Raw genomic sequence first — 17679 nt, 5'->3', positions numbered from 1 at the left:
AACCGTGATGTCCGCTACGAAAATCCTCTGGGGGCAGATCCTGTGCGTGCTTGCCATCGTGCTGGTGACGACGTGGGGCGCGACGCAATGGACGGCGTGGCGACTCGGCTTTCAGCCACAACTCGGCCCGGCCTGGTTCGATCTCGCCGGCTGGCCGGTCTATTATCCCCCGTCCATCTTCTGGTGGTGGTATTTCTATGACGCCTACGCGCCGGACATCTTCCTCGAGGGCGGGCTGCTCTCCGCCTCAGGGGGGTTCGTCGCCATCGCCGCGGCGATCGGCATGTCGGTGTGGCGGGCCCGGGAAGCAAAACATGCCGCCACCTATGGTTCGGCGCGCTGGGCCGACAAGAGCGAGATCAAGGCAGCGGGCCTGCTGGGGCCCGACGGTGTCGTAATCGGCTGTTTGGAGCGAGACTATCTCCGCCACGATGGGCCAGAGCATGTGCTGTGTTTTGCGCCGACACGATCCGGCAAGGGCGTTGGCCTGGTTATCCCGACGTTGCTGACCTGGTCGGGTTCCGCCATCGTCCACGACATCAAGGGCGAGAACTGGCAGCTCACCTCCGGGTTTCGCGCGAAGCACGGCCGCGTGCTGCTGTTTGACCCGACAAATCCGAAATCCTGCGCCTACAATCCGTTGCTCGAGGTTCGCCGTGGCGAGCGGGAGGTGCGCGACGTCCAGAACATCGCTGACATCCTTGTCGATCCCGAAGGCAGTCTCGACAAGCGCAATCATTGGGAGAAGACCAGCCACAGTCTGCTGGTCGGCGCGGTCCTGCATGTCCTCTATGCGGAAAACAACAAGACGCTCGCCGGCGTCGCCAGCTTTCTGTCGGATCCGAAGCGGCCGATCGAATCCACTCTCCTTGCGATGATGAAAACCGCCCATCTTGGTGAGGCCGGGCCGCATCCTGTCGTGGCCAGTGCGGCGCGCGAACTGCTCAACAAGTCCGACAATGAGCGCTCCGGCGTGCTTTCGACCGCCATGTCGTTCCTGGGGCTCTACCGGGATCCCGTCGTCGCGGAAGTGACAAGGCGCTGCGACTGGCGCATCGACGACATCGTGGGCTGTGAGAGGCCGACGACGCTCTATCTCGTTGTGCCGCCGAGCGACATCAACCGAACCAAGCCGCTCATCCGCCTGCTTCTCAACCAGATCGGCCGCCGCCTGACCGAGGACCTGCATTCGCGCGCCGGCCGTCACCGGCTGCTCCTGATGCTCGATGAGTTTCCTGCGCTGGGACGCCTCGACTTCTTCGAGACCGCGCTCGCCTTCATGGCGGGCTACGGCCTGAAGAGCTTCCTCATTGCTCAAAGCCTGAACCAGATCGAGAAGGCTTATGGCCCGAACAACTCCATTCTCGACAACTGCCATGTCCGCGTCAGCTTCGCCACAAACGATGAGCGGACGGCAAAAAGGGTCAGCGACGCTCTCGGCACGGCAACCGAGATGCGTGCGATGAAGAACTATGCGGGACATCGCCTTTCACCGTGGCTGGGACACCTCATGGTATCCCGGCAGGAAACGGCGCGCGCGCTGCTGACACCGGGCGAGGTGATGCAGCTTCCGCCTGCGGACGAGATCGTCATGCTTGCGGGCACAGCGCCGATCCGGGCGCGGAAGGCGCGCTATTATGAAGACAACCGCTTTTCGGAGCGTATCCTGCCGCCTCCGGAATTGCCTGGCACCGAAGAATTGCTCGACGACAACTGGAGCAGGTTGCCGGCACTCGCGCAGTTGGCTGGCACTGCCTCGCTGGCGCAACAGCATGATGACGATGATCCGACCGGGGCGGAACGCCGTCATCAGCCCGAGCTCGATCGCGTGAAGCCGGTAGCAAACAAGGAGCCGGTCGCGAACGAATTCGAGCTCGACCCGGGCGACGACGCAGACGACGATGCGGTGGCCAACCGTCAGCTGACGAAGCTCATGCAAGGCGTCGCGCGGCAGGTGGCGCTCGATCCGGAAGACGGCATGGAGCTTTGAGCAGATGGCTGTCCGAGGCAAGAAGACCAAGGTCTCTGTCTATGTCGACCCGGATGTCATGACGATGCTGGCGGACTATGCCGCGCGCCGGAACCTGTCCCAGTCGATGGTGGCGGAAGCCGCCATCGCTTCGTTCCTGTCCCCGGATGACGCCGAGCGACGCGAGGCGGCGATCGGCAAGCGGCTCGATCAGCTCGACCGGCGCATGACGCGGCTTGAGCGCGACGTCGGCATCGCGATCGAGACACTGGCGCTGTTCATCCGTTTCTGGCTCGCCACGACGCCCGCCTTGCCGGAGCCTGCCGCCCAGGCCGCCCGCGCAAAGGCCGCTGAACGATACGAGAACTTCATCACCGCACTCGGCAGGCGTCTGGCGAAAGGACCAAACCTGCGACAGGAAATAGCGGAAGACGTGGCTGTCTCCGAAACCGATGCTCAACATCCGGCTGGGGCGGACTGGCAAGGTTAGACCTCCACGCTTGTCCCGTCCCCGAGGCGACAGCGCCGTTCCTTTGTATTTGCACGCCACGACACTACGACAATCGAAACTTGTTGAACCTGGCCGCCTTGCGGCTCTTTTAGTCATCCCCAATCGGGGAACGACCTGTTGAGGCCCCGTCGAAAACGAGGCCGCAATGTCGTCCATCCACTACAGGCAGGAAGCTATCCAGCGGGGCGCACGCATGATGCGCACGGCACTCGGTCCCGCCATTGCCCGCCTGCTGGAAGAGCCCGCCGTAGTCGAGGTGATGCTGAACCCGGATGGCCGTATCTGGGTGGACCGGCTCTCCGCCGGGCTCGCCGACACGGGGCTGATGATGTCTGTCGCCGATGGCGAGCGTATCGTCCGCCTGGTTGCCCACCATGTCGGTGCCGAAGTGCATGCCGGCCGCCCGCGCGTCTCCGCGGAGCTGCCTGAAACCGGCGAGCGCTTCGAAGGCCTGTTACCGCCGGTCGTCACCGCTCCGGCCTTCGCGATCCGCAAGCCGGCCGTCGCGGTGTTCAGTCTTGGTGACTATGTCGATGCCGGCATCATGAGCGGTCCACAGGCTGAAGCGTTGCGGTCGGCCGTCCAGACGCGCGCTAACATTCTTGTCGCCGGCGGCACCTCGACCGGCAAGACGACCTTGACCAACGCGCTTTTGGCCGAGGTTGCGACGGGCGCCGATCGCGTCGTCCTCATCGAGGACACACGCGAGCTGCAATGTGCCGCGGCCAATCTCGTCGCCATGCGCACCAAGGACGGCGTCGCCACGCTTGCCGATCTGGTCCGCTCTTCGCTGCGCCTGCGGCCCGACCGTATCCCGATCGGCGAGGTTCGCGGCGCGGAAGCCCTCGACCTGCTCAAGGCATGGGGCACGGGCCATCCGGGCGGGATCGGAACGATCCATGCCGGCAGTGTCATCGGCGCGCTGCGCCGTCTCGAGCAACTCATCCAGGAAGCAGTCGTCACCGTCCCGCGCGCTTTGATCGCCGAGACCATCGATGTCGTTGCCGTGCTGTCGGGTCGGGGCTCGCAGCGGCGGCTCATCGAACTCGCACGTGTCGATGGCCTCGGCCCGCACGACGACTACCGCATCGTCCAACTCACATCGAACCCAGGAGACCCCGCATGACTCGAAAACTCCTGCGTGCCAGTCGCGCGGTGACGACCATCGCCGCCATGTCCGCCAATACCCTCATGCTTGCGACGGCCGCCCACGCCGCGGGCTCCTCCATGCCGTGGGAGCAGCCGTTGCAAAAAATCCTGCAGTCGGTCGAAGGGCCGGTCTCCAAGATCATCGCCGTGATCATCATCATCGTCACCGGTCTTACCCTGGCCTTCGGCGATTCCAGCGGCGGTTTCCGCCGTCTCATCCAGATCGTGTTCGGTCTGTCCATCGCTTTCGCGGCGTCGAGCTTCTTCCTGTCCTTCTTTTCCTTCGGCGGCGGAGCGCTCATCTGATGGCGGCCGCTTTCGAACAGCTCGACGCGGTACCGGGGTTTTCGGTGCCGGTCCATCGCGCGCTGACCGAGCGCATCTTGCTCGGCGGCGCACCGCGCTCCATCGCCATCGTGAACGGCACCGTCGCCGGTGCGATCGGCCTTGGCCTCCGGCTCTGGCTGCTCGGGCTCGTCATCGGGGCGATCGGGCATTTCGCGGCGGTCTGGGCGGCGAAGCGTGATCCGCTGTTTGTCGAGGTGGGCCGCCGGCATCTGCGCATGCCCGCTCACCTTGCGGTGTGAGGGCAGTCCCGATGATGAACCTCGCTGAATATCGCCGCAGCGCCAGCCGCCTCGCCGACTATCTGCCCTGGGCGGCGCTCGTTGGCGAAGGCATCGTGCTCAACAAGGACGGTAGCCTGCAGCGCAGCGCCAGGTTTCGCGGCCCGGATCTCGATTCCGTCGTAGCGGCAGAACTGGTCGCTGCCGCCAGCCGCATCAACAACGCCTTTCGCCGGCTCGGCTCCGGCTGGAGCATCTTCGTGGAGGCGCAGCGGCGCGAGGCCTCGATCTATCCCGACAGCATTTTTCCCGATCCGGCATCTGCCATGCTCGACGCCGAGCGCAAGGCCGGCTTCGAGGAAGCCGGCGCGCATTTTGAATCGCAATACCTGCTCACCTTCCTCTACCTGCCGCCGGCCGAGGAGGCAGCGCGCGCCGAAATCTGGCTCTATGAGGGGCGCGAACGGTCTCAACTCGATCCGCGCGAGGTGGTGCGTGCCTTCGCCGATCGGACAGCGCGCGTGCTGGCGCTGCTTGAAGGCATGATGCCGGAATGCGCATGGCTGGACGACAGCGAAACGCTGAGCTACCTGCATTCCTGCGTCTCGACACATCGCCAGCGCATCCGGGTCCCGGAAACACCCGTCTATCTCGACGCGCTGCTGGCCGATCAGCCCCTGACCGGCGGGCTGGAGCCGCGCCTGGGTGACCAGCATCTTCGCATCCTGACCATTGTCGGTTTCCCGACAGCGACGACGCCCGGCCTGCTCGACGATCTCAACCGGCTGGCCTTTCCCTATCGCTGGTCGACCCGCGCCATCCTGCTCGACAAGACCGACGCGGCCCGGCTGCTGACCAAGATCAGGCGGCAATGGTTCGCCAAGCGCAAATCGATCGCCGCGATCCTGAAGGAGGTGATGACCAGCGAGCAATCCGTGCTCGTGGACACCGATGCGGCCAACAAGGCGGCCGACGCCGACACCGCCCTGCAGGAACTCGGCGCCGACGTCACCGGCATGGCCTATGTCACCGCGACGATCACAGTCTGGGACGCCGATCCGCGCCGTGCCGACGAGAAGCTGCGGCTGGCCGAGAAGGTGATCCAGGGGCGCGATTTCACCGCGATGGTCGAAACCGTCAACGCGGTCGACGCGTGGCTTGGTTCCCTGCCGGGACATGCCTACGCCAATGTCCGTCAGCCTCCGGTCAGCACCTTGAATCTCGCCCACATGATCCCCCTCAGTGCCGTGTGGGCGGGGCCGGAACGGGACGAGCACTTCGACGCGCCGCCGCTGCTTTACGGCAGGACCGAAGGCTCGACCCCGTTCCGGTTTTCCCTACATGTCGGAGACGTCGGCCACACGCTGGTGGTCGGCCCGACCGGCGCGGGCAAGTCCGTGCTGCTTGCCTTGATGGCACTTCAGTTCCGCCGTTACGAGCAGGGGCGCGTCTTCGCCTTCGATTTCGGCGGCTCGATCCGGGCGGCCGTGCTTGCGATGGGCGGCGACTGGCATGATCTCGGCGGCCTGACCGACGGGTCGGACGCATCGGTCTCCCTGCAGCCGCTTGCGCACGTCCATGATCCCCATGAGCGCGCCTGGGCCGGCGACTGGATCGCAGCGATCCTCATGCGTGAAGGTGTCCCCGTAACCCCGCAGGCAAAGGAGCACATCTGGACGGCACTGGTCTCGCTTGCTTCCGCACCCATCGAAGAGCGGACCATTACCGGTTTCAGCGTGCTGCTGCAGTCCAACGATCTGAAGCAGGCATTGCGCCCCTATTGCGTCGGCGGTGCGTATGGCCGCTTGCTTGACGCCGAGGCCGAGCTTCTTGGCAATTCGCAGGTCCTGGCATTCGAGATCGAAGGTCTGGTCGGAACCGGAGCGGCACCGGCGGTGCTCGCCTACCTCTTCCACCGCATCGGCGTCCGGCTCGATGGCCGGCCGACGTTGCTCATCATCGATGAGGGCTGGCTTGCGCTGGATGACGAGGGGTTCTCCGATCAGCTTCGCGCCTGGCTGAAGACGCTGCGCAAGAAGAATGCATCGGTTGTTTTCGCCACCCAGTCTCTCAGCGACATCGACAGGTCCGTCATTGCGCCGGCCATTATCGAGAGCTGTCCTACGCGGCTCCTCTTGCCGAATGAGCGAGCGATAGAGCCACAGATCACGGCAATCTACAGGCGTTTTGGCCTGAACGACCGGCAGATCGAGATCCTCGCCCGGGCGACACCGAAACGGGATTACTACTGCCAAAGCCGCCAGGGAAATCGTCTGTTCGAGCTGGGGCTGTCGGAAGTCGGTCTCGCGCTTTGCGCCGCATCCGCCAAGTCCGATCAGGCGCTCATTGCCCGTGTTCTCGAAGAGAACGGCCGCGAAGGCTTCCTCGACGCCTGGTTCAGGGCCCGCGGTGTGAACTGGGCGGCCGATCTTCTTCCCAAATTCCACGCCCCCATCCCTGAAAACCAAAAGGAGGTCCGCCCATGACCCGTTTCAACGCGCGCGCCCAACTGCTGGCCGTGGCGGTGCTCACCGCGCCACTTGCGCTTTCGCCTGTCCTGGCCCCACAGGCGCATGCTTGGCGGCTTGTTTTCGATCCCAGCAACTACGCCCAGAACGTGCTCACGGCCGCGCGTTCCCTGGAACAGATCAGTCACCAGATCACCTCGCTTCAGAACGAGGCTCAGATGCTGATGAACCAGGCGCGCAATCTCGCGAGCCTGCCTTTCTCAGCACTGCAGCAGCTTCAGAAAGCGACGCAGCGGACGCAGCAACTGCTGCAGCAAGCACACAACATCGCCTTCGACGTGCAGCAGATCGATCAAGCCTTCCGGCAGCAATATGGCGAAGCATCAATGTCGGCGACGGACCAGCGTCTCGTCGCCGATGCACGATCGCGCTGGCGCAATACGGTCGGCGGCTTACAGGACGCGATGCGCGTGCAGGCCAGTGTCGTTGGCAACATCGACGCCAACCGCACTCAAATGTCCGAGCTCGTCGGTCAGAGCCAGGGCGCTACAGGCGCGCTTCAGGCAGCCCAGGCCGGTAACCAGCTCCTCGCCCTTCAGTCGCAACAGCTTTCCGATCTCGTTGCGCTGCTCGCTGCCAACGGCCGCGCCGGTGCGCTGACCGAAGCGGAGCGCGCCGCGGCGGTGACGCAGGGACGCGAGCAACGCCGTCGTTTCCTCGCGCCAGGCAGCGGCTACCAGCCCGGCAATGCGCAGATGTTCAACCGCAAGTGAGGACGGCTCTATGAACCGCAGGATGCTTGCCCGAACGGCCACAATTGTGGTGGCCGCCATCGTCGTCACGGCGGTGGCGCTCGGGCTGGCCGGTAACATGGAGCCAGTCCCGCTGGCGTCCAGGCCAGTCATCCAGTCCGATCACAACGCCCTGCGTGAAGGCCAGCGCCGCTGCCAGCGCCTTGGACAGAAAGCGTCGGACGATGCCGGATGCCTGCGCGTCTGGGCCGAAACCCGCGACCGCTTTCTCGGCAGGACAGACCCAAAGCCGCAGACCACAGGTACGGGGCACTGATCCATGGGCGGTACCGGCGTCATCGACAATTTCCTTGCAGTCTTCGCCCGTTACATCGATTCCGGCTTTGGCCTGCTTGGTGGCGAGGTCAGTTTCATCGCCTCGACGCTGATTGCCATCGACGTGACCCTGGCCGCGCTGTTTTGGAGTTGGGGCGCGGAGGAGGACATCGTCGCGCGACTGGTCAGGAAGACGCTGTTCGTCGGCGTCTTCGCCTATCTGATCTCCAACTGGAGCGATCTCGCAAGGATCGTCTTCAACAGTTTCGCCGGCCTCGGCCTCAAGGCGAGCGGAACGGGCTTCACCGTGCAGGATCTGATGCGTCCGGGAAAGGTGGCGCAGACAGGGCTGGACGCCGCGCGGCCGTTGCTGGAGTCCATCTCCGACCTGATGGGCTGGGTGGCGTTCTTCGAGAATTTCATCCAGATCGCCTGCCTGCTCTTCGCCTGGGCGCTGGTCATTCTCGCCTTCTTCATTCTCAGCATTCAACTGTTCGTGACACTGATTGAATTCAAACTGACGACGCTGGCGGGTTTCGTCCTGATCCCCTTCGGCCTTTTCGGCAAGACCGCGTTCATGGCCGAACGCGTCCTCGGCAACGTCATTTCCTCGGGCATCAAGGTCCTGGTGCTCGCCGTCGTCATTGGCATCGGTTCGACCCTGTTTGGCCAGTTCACGCAAGGTTTCGGCGGGCGAACGCCGACCGTCGACGACGCCATGGCGGTGGTGCTGGCCGCGCTGTCGCTGCTTGGGCTGGGCATTTTCGGTCCCGGCATCGCATCCGGCCTGGTCAGCGGTGGCCCGCAACTCGGCGCGGGTGCCGCCGCCGGCACCGGCCTGGCAGCCGGTGGAGCGGTTCTTGGCGCCGGCGGGGGAGCGTTCCTCGCCGCCAGGGGTGGGACCGCGGCGCTATCGGGTGGTGCCGCTGCTGTCCGCGCTGGAGCGACGGCAGCGGGAGCAATGTCGGGGGCCTACCAACTGGGCGCGATGGACGGGAGCGGCAAGAGCAGCGTCACCGGAGGGGTTGGCGGTGTCGCCGTCGCGGCGGCGAACGCGGCTCTTTCACCCCTTCGGCGGACGCTGGTTTCCGCCGCTGACGGCATCAAGGATGGTTTCGAACAAGGTAGCCGGAACGCGGTGAGTGCCACTGGCGGCGCGTTCGTCAGCAAGGCGGGCACCGGTACCGGCGGCGCGTCGGAGCCTTCATCCCATACCTCCTCGATTGCAACCGACGAAGGGCCGCCGGCCTGGGCGCAGCGCATGAGACGCGGCAGACACATCGGCCACGGCGTCGACGCCGCAGTGCATGCGGTCCGATCCGGCGACAGCCACGGCCCCGGTACATCCGTCAACCTTTCCGAAAGGGACAACTCGTGAACCCGTTCAAGCGACCCGCCACCCACTATGGAAAGACCCCTCAGCCGGAAACGCCCTACCAGCGCGCCGCGCAGGTCTGGGATGAGCGCATCGGCTCGGCCCGCGTCCAGGCCAGCAACTGGCGCTACATGGCATTCGGGTCGCTGATCCTCTCCACCGGCCTTGCCGCCGCCTTCGTGTGGCAGTCGGCGCGCGGAACCGTGGTGCCCTGGGTGGTCCAGGTGGACGTCCTCGGCCAGGCTCAGGCGATCGCGCCGGCGACTGGGAGCTACCGGCCAACCGATCCGCAGGTCGCGTGGCATCTGGCTCGCTTCGTCGAGCAGGTTCGCGCGATCCCGGCCGATCCCGTCATCGTGCGCCAGAACTGGCTTCGCGCCTATGAGTGGACGAGCGATCGGGGTGCGGCCGCGCTCAACGACTACGCCCGCGCCAACGATCCGTTCGCAAAGCTCGGCAAGCGGCAGATTTCCGTCGAAGTCTCATCGGTCATTCGCGCGTCGCCGGACAGCTTCCGCGTCGCCTGGACCGAAAGGCAATACGAAAACGGCCAGCTCTCCACGACCGAGCGGTGGACGGCGATCCTGACCATCGTTGTCGAGCCGCCGCGCGACGCAGACCAGCTTCGGGCCAATCCGCTTGGCATCTACGTCAACGCAATCTCGTGGTCGCGGGAGATGAGCCAATGAACCGGTTGCTGGTCCGCAAGGATCGAAATGCTCAACGCCATCCCGTCCTCGCCTCGGCTCTTTCGAGATCTGCCCTGCTGTTCCTGCTGGTTTCGGCAGCAATGCTTGTTGGCTGTGCCACGCCCCAGAAGCCGCCGCAGATCCTGTATGACCGCGACGTTCCGCCCTTGCCGGTTCTTGCCACGTCCGTCAGCGATGATCGACCGAAGCCCCTGCATGTTCCCCCGGCCTGGTCTCCCGCCCGGGGTGGTGCAGCGGCAGGCGCGCCCGCGGCACGGGTCGAAAACGCCAATGCGGCAGCCCGCGTCGAACCCCGCCGCCAGGGTTATTACAATGCAATCCAAGTCTATCCGTGGTCGGAAGGTGCACTCTACCAGGTTTACGCCGCGCCAGGGCAGATCACCGACATCGCCCTCGAGCTGGGCGAAAGCCTGGCCGGTGCGGGGCCGATCGCGGCGGGCGACACCGCCAGATGGATCATCGGCGACACGGAATCGGGTTCCGGAATGACCCGCCGTGTCCATGTGCTGGTGAAGCCCTCGCGTCCCGATATCACGACCAACCTGATCATCACCACGGATCGGCGGACCTACATGCTTGAACTGCGCTCGGGCCAGAAATCTTACATGCCGGCCGTGTCCTGGGCCTATCCGAGAGTTCCGGGGAGCAAGGACAGTACCGCTGCGACGCCCCTCATCCAGGCTATGGCGGCTCGCAACTATCGCTATGGGCTGAGCGGCGACAACCCGCCATGGAAGCCGGTAGCGGTCTATGACGATGGCCGGCGCGTCTATGTCGAGTTTCCACGTGGCATCGTGCAGGGCGAGATGCCGCCGATCTTCGTGATCGGCCCCGAGGGGGAAGCGCAGATCGCCAACTGCCGGATTCACCGCAACCTGCTGATCGTCGACCGGCTCTTCGGCGCTGCCGAACTGCGCCTTGGCAGCGGCAGGACACAGCAGACCGTCAGGATCGGGCGCACCGATGGGAGGCCGTCATGAGTGAGAAGAAAGAAGCCGGCGCTGCTTCGGCGATGCGGCTCCGAGCCGAGCCGCCGCGCGTCACCCGCCTGTCGCGCAAGGCGCTCGCCAGCGTTGCTCTCGTCGCCTCGCTCGGCCTTGGCGGTGCATTGATCTACGCGCTGCGGACGCCGATGTCGGGAGATGCCGGCGAGGAGCTTTATTCGACCACCAACAGACAGCCCGCCGATGGTCTGGCCGGCCTGCCGCGGGATTACACCGGTCCGGTGCTTGGCCCGCCGCTGCCCGGCGACCTCGGCCGGCCGATCCTCGAGGCGCAGAACAAGGGGCAGCCGGCGACGCCGCCAGTCATCACGGCGCCGGCGGTGGACGAGGCGGAACAACGCCGCCGCCAGGACGAGGAAGCAGCCCGCACCAGCCGCATCTTCTTCCAGGCATCTCCTGGCGTTGCGACTGCGGGGCCGGCGGGCGCGCTTCCACCGAGCCTCGGCGGTCCCGATCCGGCCGGTCTGCGGGGTCAACAGACAATCCAGGACAGGCAACTGGCCTTCCTCGACGCGCCCGTCGACCGACGCACCACGTCGGCGGATCGCGTCACGCAACCAGCGTCGCCTTTCGTGCTTCAGGCAGGCGCGGTCATCCCGGCTGCGCTCATAACCGGTATTCGCTCCGACCTTCCCGGCCAGATCACGGCGCAGGTGACAGAGAACGTCTACGACAGCTTGACGGGTCGGTCCCTGCTCGTTCCGCAGGGCGCACGCATGGTCGGCCAATACGACAACGGCACACAGTTCGGGCAACGCAGGATCCTTTTGGTCTGGAATCGCCTGATATTCCCGAACGGCCGATCGGTCGTGCTCGAGCGTCAGCCTGGCGCCGACGCACAGGGCTATGCCGGTCTCCAGGATGGCGTTGACCATCATTGGTGGGACCTTGCCAAGGCCGCCGGGCTCTCAACCTTGCTCGCGGTCGGCACCGAACTGGCTGTCAGCGAGGACGGCCGTCTGGTCGCGGCCATCCGGCGTGGCATGCAAGAGACCATCAACGACGCTGGACAGCAGATCGTGCGCAGCCAATTGCAGGTTCCACCGACGCTCACCATTCGCCCTGGCTTCCCCGTTCGCGTCGTCGTGACCCGCGATCTTGTCCTCGAACCCTACACGGAGTGACCATGACAAAGCTGAAACTTGGACTGATTGCCGACGACAGGCCCGTCAGGGTCACCATCGAGCTGCCGGCGGCACTGCACCGGGATCTCGCAGCCTATGCCAGCCTGCTCGGCCAGGAATCTGGCCGTCCGCCGGCCGAGCCGGCCCGTCTCATCGCGCCGATGTTGGAAAAGTTCATTGCGACAGATCGAGGTTTCTCCAAGGCGAAGCGTTCATCGGTGGCTTGAAACGGGGATGACGAACACCCTCATGCCACCAGGTGATGGCTGGTTGGCTATCCACTCTGGTGCCGCGAGGAACCACGCTCGTCCGAGACCGGGCCTGCGACATTTCTAGCAATCCCGAGCAGTCGCAGCAGCGCCCTCTTCGGGTTCGATCCCAGCCACAGGGCTTTGATCGGACAGACACTGTTCTCGCCCCAGAGTGGCAGCCACGTCGTTGCATCGATGGCGACTGACCGGGCAAAGCATTCGCCCGCCAGGATCACGCCCTGACCAAGCTGTACCTTGAGGATCGCCGTCATCTCGCTGGCGCTACCGCATGTCTGAACGACCGCGCCTTCGGCGGTAATGTGGTCGGCCATCCGCGGACGCGCAGACGGTGTTTCCGGACATGCGGGCATCAACAAGCGTTCGTCCGCGAGATCTGCCCATGTAATGGCGGCCTCGTTCGCCAGGGGATGGTGAACCGGCAGGAGAACGAACAGGCGCTCGTGACCGAACGTTTCGCTGCAGCATGACGTGTCGGCCTGGGCCCCTCTTACGAAGACGACGTCGAGACGCCGTCGCCGTATCGCCGCCAGGCACTGTCCATGCGAAATATCCTCGATGACGAGACCAACCTCCGGATACAGGTCGCGGAAACGATGGATCAGGCGCGTCAGGAAGGCGCGTCCGACCAGCCCGGATATGCCGATGCTGAGCGCGTTGCGGCGGCGCGGCTCACCCGCACCTTCGGCCAGGGCTTGATGCAATCCCTCATAATGTGTTCTGGCGACGTCGATCCAGGCTCGGCCGGCTCCGGTGGGACGGACGCCATGCGCGCTCCGTTCGAACAGCTGCATGTCGAGAAATTGCTCGAGTGCGACGACGTTGCGGCTCACGCTGGATTCCCTCACATGCAGCACCCTTGCGGCCTGTCTGAAGCTGCCCTGGTCAACGGCCGTGAAAACATAGTCCAGCCGGCGGAGCGCGTTCTTGGTGTTTCTCACCGCTCATGCCCTTGCGAAAGTTGAGCAGGCTGATGTTTGAGCGTCCGTCACCACTCAAACCCAGGTTAAGGGCAGGGTGCCTGACGGCGATGGTTCGGTAGGCCGGGCTTCAACCGGTTCCACCGACACGAACGTGCCTGCCCTATCAGTTCTGCTCCGTGGGGCATTCATCGAGCTCGCGGGGCAGACCGGTGTCGTAGACATATTCGTGCGGGATCGCGGCAGGCGCCATCCGGGACAGATAGAGGTCCAGGTTTTCCCGGGCGTTGCTCGCCGCGAGGCTGTAGAAGTTGCCGCTGTTCCACGTCATCACGCAATGCCTGAATTGCGCATGTATCGCGTCACACATCTCCGACAGCGTTACCTCATTGTCGTGCATGGTGCCGAGGACGGCAGTTTTCTTTTTTTCGATGTCGTCTCTCGGAAAGTAGCGCGCCTTGAAGCCGAAATCCTTTTGCTCCTCGCGGCGTTGGTAGTCTTGCGCGTCACGCGCCCGGAACTTCTCGACAAAGACGAATATGCCGTCCGCCTTGAGGTGCTGGGCGACATACTCGATCTGCTTCGCCCGGCTCGGGGAGTACATCTGGAAGGTGGTGTCCTCCAGGATGAGATCGAAGCCGCCGGCGAACCTCGCAAGTCGGCTATCCGAACTGATGACGTCCTTGGTCAGCTTGTGAAAAGGTGCAACGAAGAACTCCGCGTGCGGGGGCTCTCCATAACCCAGGAAGCATCGATAATTTTCCGGGTTGGGGCTGCATGACAGCGTCCGGATCTGGCCGTTCGCCATCTCCGACAGCGTTCTCGCCATCGTCCCTTCCGCCGTTCCAAGGCTGTAAAGTAAAAAAGGAGTCTCCCGCTGCCGCGCGCAATTGAGGACTGCATAGGCCATACGGCACTCCTCCTCCAGCCTGTAGGGGATGCTGCCGTGATAGTGCTGGTCGAAGAAACCTTGCCGTGCGGCATGCAGTTTCACCATGGCGAGCAGGAGATCCTCGCTTGGGAGAAGGCGTGTATCAGCGATTGGCCTGCGCACCGGCATGCCGCTCGTGCCAGCGGCGGTTGCTGCAAAGAAGCCGCTGAGTTCGTTGATTCTTGGCCCAAGATCGCACTCGGCCAGGAAGTCCTTGAGGCCTCGCATGCAAGATGCCTCCCACAGTCGCTCGTTCGGTGAGATGCCGCAACAGGACGGAGGGAAACTTCATGATCAACGAAGCAGTGTTTCACCTGGGTCGAGTATAGGTCGAAGTCGCCAATAGGCTGGCGCGGGATTGATCGCTTTCAGTGGAATGATTTTTTTTCATAAAAGTCACATCTTTCACCAACCATGAATTATTTCTGGATGAAGTCATAACTCAGGGTTCGTAGAGACGCAGGAATACGCTGCCACTTAAGCGGGAGTATTTTCCTGTGGGAGAAGTGTTTTGCGGTGATCCGTGCACCATCCGGCGGTGTCGGTGCCAGACCCTGGTCCATCAGTATCAGAGCTGGGGACGCGTGCGCGCGGACTTGATCAAACGAACCGGCCTGGAGAGGCAGGAAACAGACCTCGCCTGCTCCGCCCATGTATTCATCCTGAACCTCAGGGGGGCAGCGTTCCGTGGTGAGGATTTCATCGACGGGCGCCGCATTTCCTTCTCGCCGCGGCGCGCCGGCTCGTTGATCTGCCTTCCTGCCGGCACGAGATGGAGCGGGTGGGACGAGGGCGACGCGACCGCGTCCTACCTTCTCGTATCGGTCGAACGACAGTTCGCCGAGGAGACGTTTGGCGAAACGGTGCGCCATTGTCTGGCAGACCTGCCGCCCGCGATAGGGTTTCGAGACAGCATCGTGGAGCTGGCGCTGCAGCGGATCGCCATCGAGCTCAGGCAGCCCGATCCTCTCGGCCTGGCCATGGTGGAGTCCCAGGCTATACAACTGCTCGGGCGGATGGTCAGGGCGAATGGCGCGCCCCACGAACTGGCAAAGGGCGGTTTGTCGCCATTCGACCTGAAGCAGGTGCTGGAGGTTCTGGAAACCTTGGACAAAGCGTGGGCGTTGCCCGATCTTGCAAGAGAGATAGGGCTTAGCCGTTTCCACCTCTGGCGGGCATTCAAGCAGTCGACCGGCATAACGCCGTACGCATTCAGGGCGAAACGCCGGCTGGAGAAATCTTGCGATCTGCTTCGCAGCAGCGGACGGTCATTGACCGAAATCGCGATGGAGTGCGGCTTCGGCAGTTCCAGCCACTTTACGACAGCTTTCAAGCGGGCGTTCGGAACCACGCCAACCGATTTCCGCCGCCAATGCCGGCTCTAGCTTCTGGCGAAGCGGTTTGGCGCAAGGAATTGCAAATCCCGTTACGATATTGAACGCAGAAAACGACGGGGCACGGCATATCCATTGGTGAGTGCGGAACATCGATGAGGGACAAGTTGAGAGGTGGACCGTCTGGCAAACAACGCTGAGGGGAAACAGGCGGTCCTTCGGGCGCTGGCCGTGCTATATCCGTGGATGCAACCTTTTTTCTCCCGGCCGGTTCGCGATTATGCCTGTCGTCTTTTCGACCCGCCTGTTTCGAAAGCGCTGCCGGACTGCCGGGTTGTCGCTTTCAACAAGCTCCTCCACGTCATCCGCAAGGCGGCAATTCGCAATCGACTGCCAGATGAAACGGTAGCTCAAATCTGTCGGGATTTTGAAAATCGCCGCGTCTTGCAGACCGGCCCGCACTTGCTCCTCATACTTGAGCCGGAAGCCTGTTACACACATGCCTTCAGTCTGCTTGGGCTCGCTGCGCATGGGTGCTCGACCTATGTTTCCTATGCGGTTTCGACGGTGAGCCTTGTCGAAAGTTCTCGTAAGGGACCGGGGTGGCTAACGGTCGATGGAAAGGCGGTCAACATCTTTGGCCTCAGCCGAAGCCGGATGATCGGCTATGGCCTGCTCACGGCACTCGGGCCCTATCGGTTCGAGCTTGTACCGGTAGAGCCGGAGGCATCCAGCGAGGCGCTTGCACAACTCCGTGATCTTCTTCCACCGACGCAGTTCGAAAAACCGGCACGTGCGATCAAGGCCGCAAACATTGCTCTTTGGCCGAAAATGTTCGGCAACAATTGTGCTTTTCTCCAGATCGATGACGAGGATGTCGCCGATCTGGTCGTCGACCACCTGTCCGACGAAACTTCCTGGCTGCATAGGCGTCTGCTGGGAAATCCAAAGGTCGCATCGGGAATTCTGGAGGGAATCGATCATTTGGCTGCCGGGCCCTGGGCTGGTTGGCTCGCGCGCGGGACAGACTTCTTCTGGTTCTATGAAAACGGAAAGCGGATGCCGCTTCGGCTGTCGGGAGAGGATTTGGTCCATCATGCCGGTGGCGCAGCCGTGGTTCGTTTCACGGCTTCGGAAATCATCGGAGGGTTGTTGAACCGCAGCCTCATCCCCAACATGGTTCTTGCGTTTCTGGTGTTGGCCATCCTTCCCGGTGTGCGCGTGCTCGGAGGCAGCCGCCAGCCAATCTACTACCCGCTGATACGGTATGTTGTCTCCCGCGCGAGCGAGGCGGCGGGTATTGACGCCGACCTCCAGCATTCGCTTGCCACGGATGATGTGCCGGGTGCCTGGGGACATCGCGTCATCGAACGAAATGAGGAACTGTTCGATCTATTCAAGGCTGCTGGTACCACAAGCATTGGAGCTATACTCGAGCGTCTGGGGAACATTGCCCTGACCGAAGCGTGCGGAGGCATGAGCGGTTTCGTCCGGGACCTATCGTGGCGAGACCTTTGGAGGCGGTTGGAAGCTGAGAAACTTGCCGCCGCAGACCCGCAGTGGGCTCTCGCCTGACGGTGCGGCGGATCGGAAACGCCGCGCCAGGCCCTGGGAATTGCCCCAATTTCTTGAGCTGTCCTGGATGACCAGCCTCCAGGCTCAGGTGAACAAAGAAATCCTCGGCCTCGGCGAGCTCACCAGTTGCCGTCCGTGGATTGGCTCTCCATTTTGCCTGCTATCCTCCAGGCTATCGCAACCCGCGCACCATACGATTTTTTGCAGGTTTAGTTAGAGGGTGAATTCAAGCCCCAACTGGAGCGTTGAGTTGCACATGCCGGCTTTGCGCCTTCATTTCAACATTCGAGGTGCCTTTGGCACTCCTCATAAGCAGACTTCAGCCATGGCGAGCCGGGGATCAAAGGTTGGTCGTACCTTTCCCACTGCGCCTCGCGAAGATGGTCGGTACTGATTTCCGGTGCTGGGCGGCGCGCTTGTCGGTGACAGTTTTCAGCGACTCCTCGTCGGAAATGCCCCGCAGCTTGTGAAGCTGTTCCATTTTTGCCTCCTAGCCAAACATGCATCGACAGGGCCGTTGAAGGCTGACAACCAAGGCAATCTCATATTCGCGAATGCGTTTATGATGAGCCGCCCTGGAATGAACCGAACCGTCGTAGGTGTTCAAATTCACGCTTCGCTTGGTGGGCGCCCCGTGCTCCTTGGCAAACGTGGGGTCGAACTGACTGGGCCACTTCCGAGTTCAAGACTTGTCGGTCTTTCTAAAC

At 63.3% G+C, this 17679-nt stretch carries 18 protein-coding genes; 15 read left to right on the top strand and 3 right to left on the bottom strand.

Annotated elements, in window-relative coordinates; translation table 11 throughout:
- Nucleotides 1-7: 7 nt before the first annotated feature.
- From FZF13_RS04940 to FZF13_RS04880, 13 genes are all read left to right on the top strand, one after another.
- Nucleotides 8-1990, top strand: a complete 1983-nt coding sequence (locus FZF13_RS04940) for a conjugal transfer protein TraG (protein WP_065997649.1) — start codon at nucleotides 8-10, stop codon at nucleotides 1988-1990.
- 4 nt (nucleotides 1991-1994) lie between these two features.
- Nucleotides 1995-2459, top strand: a complete 465-nt coding sequence (locus FZF13_RS04935; protein WP_065997648.1) for a CopG family transcriptional regulator — start codon at nucleotides 1995-1997, stop codon at nucleotides 2457-2459.
- Nucleotides 2460-2625: 166 nt separating this feature from the next.
- A complete protein-coding gene (trbB, locus tag FZF13_RS04930; protein ID WP_065997647.1) occupies nucleotides 2626-3606 on the top strand; it encodes a P-type conjugative transfer ATPase TrbB in 981 nt (326 codons plus the stop codon).
- A 47-nt stretch (nucleotides 3607-3653) separates the two neighbouring features.
- The gene (locus FZF13_RS04925) at nucleotides 3654-3935 is read left to right on the top strand and encodes a TrbC/VirB2 family type IV secretion system protein (RefSeq protein ID WP_245317495.1); all 282 of its coding nucleotides are present in this window, start codon (nucleotides 3654-3656) and stop codon (nucleotides 3933-3935) included.
- Complete coding sequence (locus FZF13_RS04920; RefSeq protein ID WP_065997644.1) at nucleotides 3935-4216, top strand: VirB3 family type IV secretion system protein; 282 nt, start codon at nucleotides 3935-3937, stop codon at nucleotides 4214-4216. Before FZF13_RS04925 ends, FZF13_RS04920 begins: the two co-directional genes overlap by 1 nt.
- An 11-nt stretch (nucleotides 4217-4227) precedes the next feature.
- Nucleotides 4228-6681, top strand: coding sequence for a conjugal transfer protein TrbE (gene trbE, locus FZF13_RS04915; protein WP_065997642.1), 2454 nt, complete (start codon nucleotides 4228-4230; stop codon nucleotides 6679-6681).
- Nucleotides 6678-7436 (top strand): P-type conjugative transfer protein TrbJ, encoded by a 759-nt coding sequence (gene trbJ, locus FZF13_RS04910; RefSeq protein WP_065997640.1) that lies wholly within the window; start codon nucleotides 6678-6680, stop codon nucleotides 7434-7436. The genes trbE and trbJ overlap by 4 nt, the downstream gene beginning before the upstream one ends.
- A gap of 10 nt (nucleotides 7437-7446) precedes the next feature.
- The gene (gene trbK-alt, locus FZF13_RS04905; protein WP_065997638.1) at nucleotides 7447-7731 is read left to right on the top strand and encodes a putative entry exclusion protein TrbK-alt; all 285 of its coding nucleotides are present in this window, start codon (nucleotides 7447-7449) and stop codon (nucleotides 7729-7731) included.
- A 3-nt stretch (nucleotides 7732-7734) separates the two neighbouring features.
- On the top strand, nucleotides 7735-9108 hold the full coding sequence (gene trbL, locus FZF13_RS04900) for a P-type conjugative transfer protein TrbL (RefSeq protein ID WP_065997636.1): 1374 nt from the start codon (nucleotides 7735-7737) through the stop codon (nucleotides 9106-9108).
- A complete protein-coding gene (gene trbF, locus FZF13_RS04895) occupies nucleotides 9105-9794 on the top strand; it encodes a conjugal transfer protein TrbF (protein WP_065997629.1) in 690 nt (229 codons plus the stop codon). The genes trbL and trbF overlap by 4 nt, the downstream gene beginning before the upstream one ends.
- A gap of 101 nt (nucleotides 9795-9895) precedes the next feature.
- Nucleotides 9896-10795 carry a P-type conjugative transfer protein TrbG gene (gene trbG / locus FZF13_RS04890; RefSeq protein ID WP_245317494.1) on the top strand — a complete coding sequence of 300 codons (900 nt, stop codon included), beginning with the start codon at nucleotides 9896-9898 and terminating at the stop codon, nucleotides 10793-10795.
- A complete protein-coding gene (locus FZF13_RS04885) occupies nucleotides 10792-11943 on the top strand; it encodes a TraB/TrbI/VirB10 family type IV secretion system protein (protein WP_065997627.1) in 1152 nt (383 codons plus the stop codon). The genes trbG and FZF13_RS04885 overlap by 4 nt, the downstream gene beginning before the upstream one ends.
- 2 nt (nucleotides 11944-11945) lie before the next feature.
- Nucleotides 11946-12170: a DUF2274 domain-containing protein gene (locus tag FZF13_RS04880; protein ID WP_065997625.1), complete on the top strand. Its 225-nt coding sequence runs from the start codon at nucleotides 11946-11948 to the stop codon at nucleotides 12168-12170.
- Between the two features lie 47 nt (nucleotides 12171-12217).
- Here the strand turns inward: FZF13_RS04880 and FZF13_RS04875 are convergent, their stop codons facing one another.
- Complete coding sequence (locus FZF13_RS04875) at nucleotides 12218-13153, bottom strand: LysR family transcriptional regulator (RefSeq protein WP_065997623.1); 936 nt, start codon at nucleotides 13151-13153, stop codon at nucleotides 12218-12220.
- A gap of 145 nt (nucleotides 13154-13298) precedes the next feature.
- Entirely contained in the window at nucleotides 13299-14291 is a 993-nt protein-coding gene (locus FZF13_RS04870; protein ID WP_065997621.1) for a class I SAM-dependent methyltransferase, read from the bottom strand.
- 368 nt (nucleotides 14292-14659) lie between these two features.
- Here FZF13_RS04870 and FZF13_RS04865 point away from each other — a divergent pair, with 368 nt between their 5' ends.
- The gene (locus FZF13_RS04865; protein ID WP_245317484.1) at nucleotides 14660-15448 is read left to right on the top strand and encodes a helix-turn-helix transcriptional regulator; all 789 of its coding nucleotides are present in this window, start codon (nucleotides 14660-14662) and stop codon (nucleotides 15446-15448) included.
- A 123-nt stretch (nucleotides 15449-15571) separates the two neighbouring features.
- On the top strand, nucleotides 15572-16972 hold the full coding sequence (locus FZF13_RS04860) for a hypothetical protein (RefSeq protein ID WP_065997617.1): 1401 nt from the start codon (nucleotides 15572-15574) through the stop codon (nucleotides 16970-16972).
- 340 nt (nucleotides 16973-17312) lie between these two features.
- On the opposite strand, the gene FZF13_RS28820 is transcribed toward FZF13_RS04860, so the two are convergent.
- Complete coding sequence (locus tag FZF13_RS28820) at nucleotides 17313-17453, bottom strand: hypothetical protein (protein ID WP_167523847.1); 141 nt, start codon at nucleotides 17451-17453, stop codon at nucleotides 17313-17315.
- Nucleotides 17454-17679: the final 226 nt, after the last annotated feature.

This window comes from Mesorhizobium terrae (assembly GCF_008727715.1).
Lineage (GTDB): Bacteria > Pseudomonadota > Alphaproteobacteria > Rhizobiales > Rhizobiaceae > Mesorhizobium > Mesorhizobium terrae.
The sequence above is the reverse complement of the archived record's forward strand: the minus strand, read 5'-3'. Positions and strand labels throughout refer to the sequence as shown.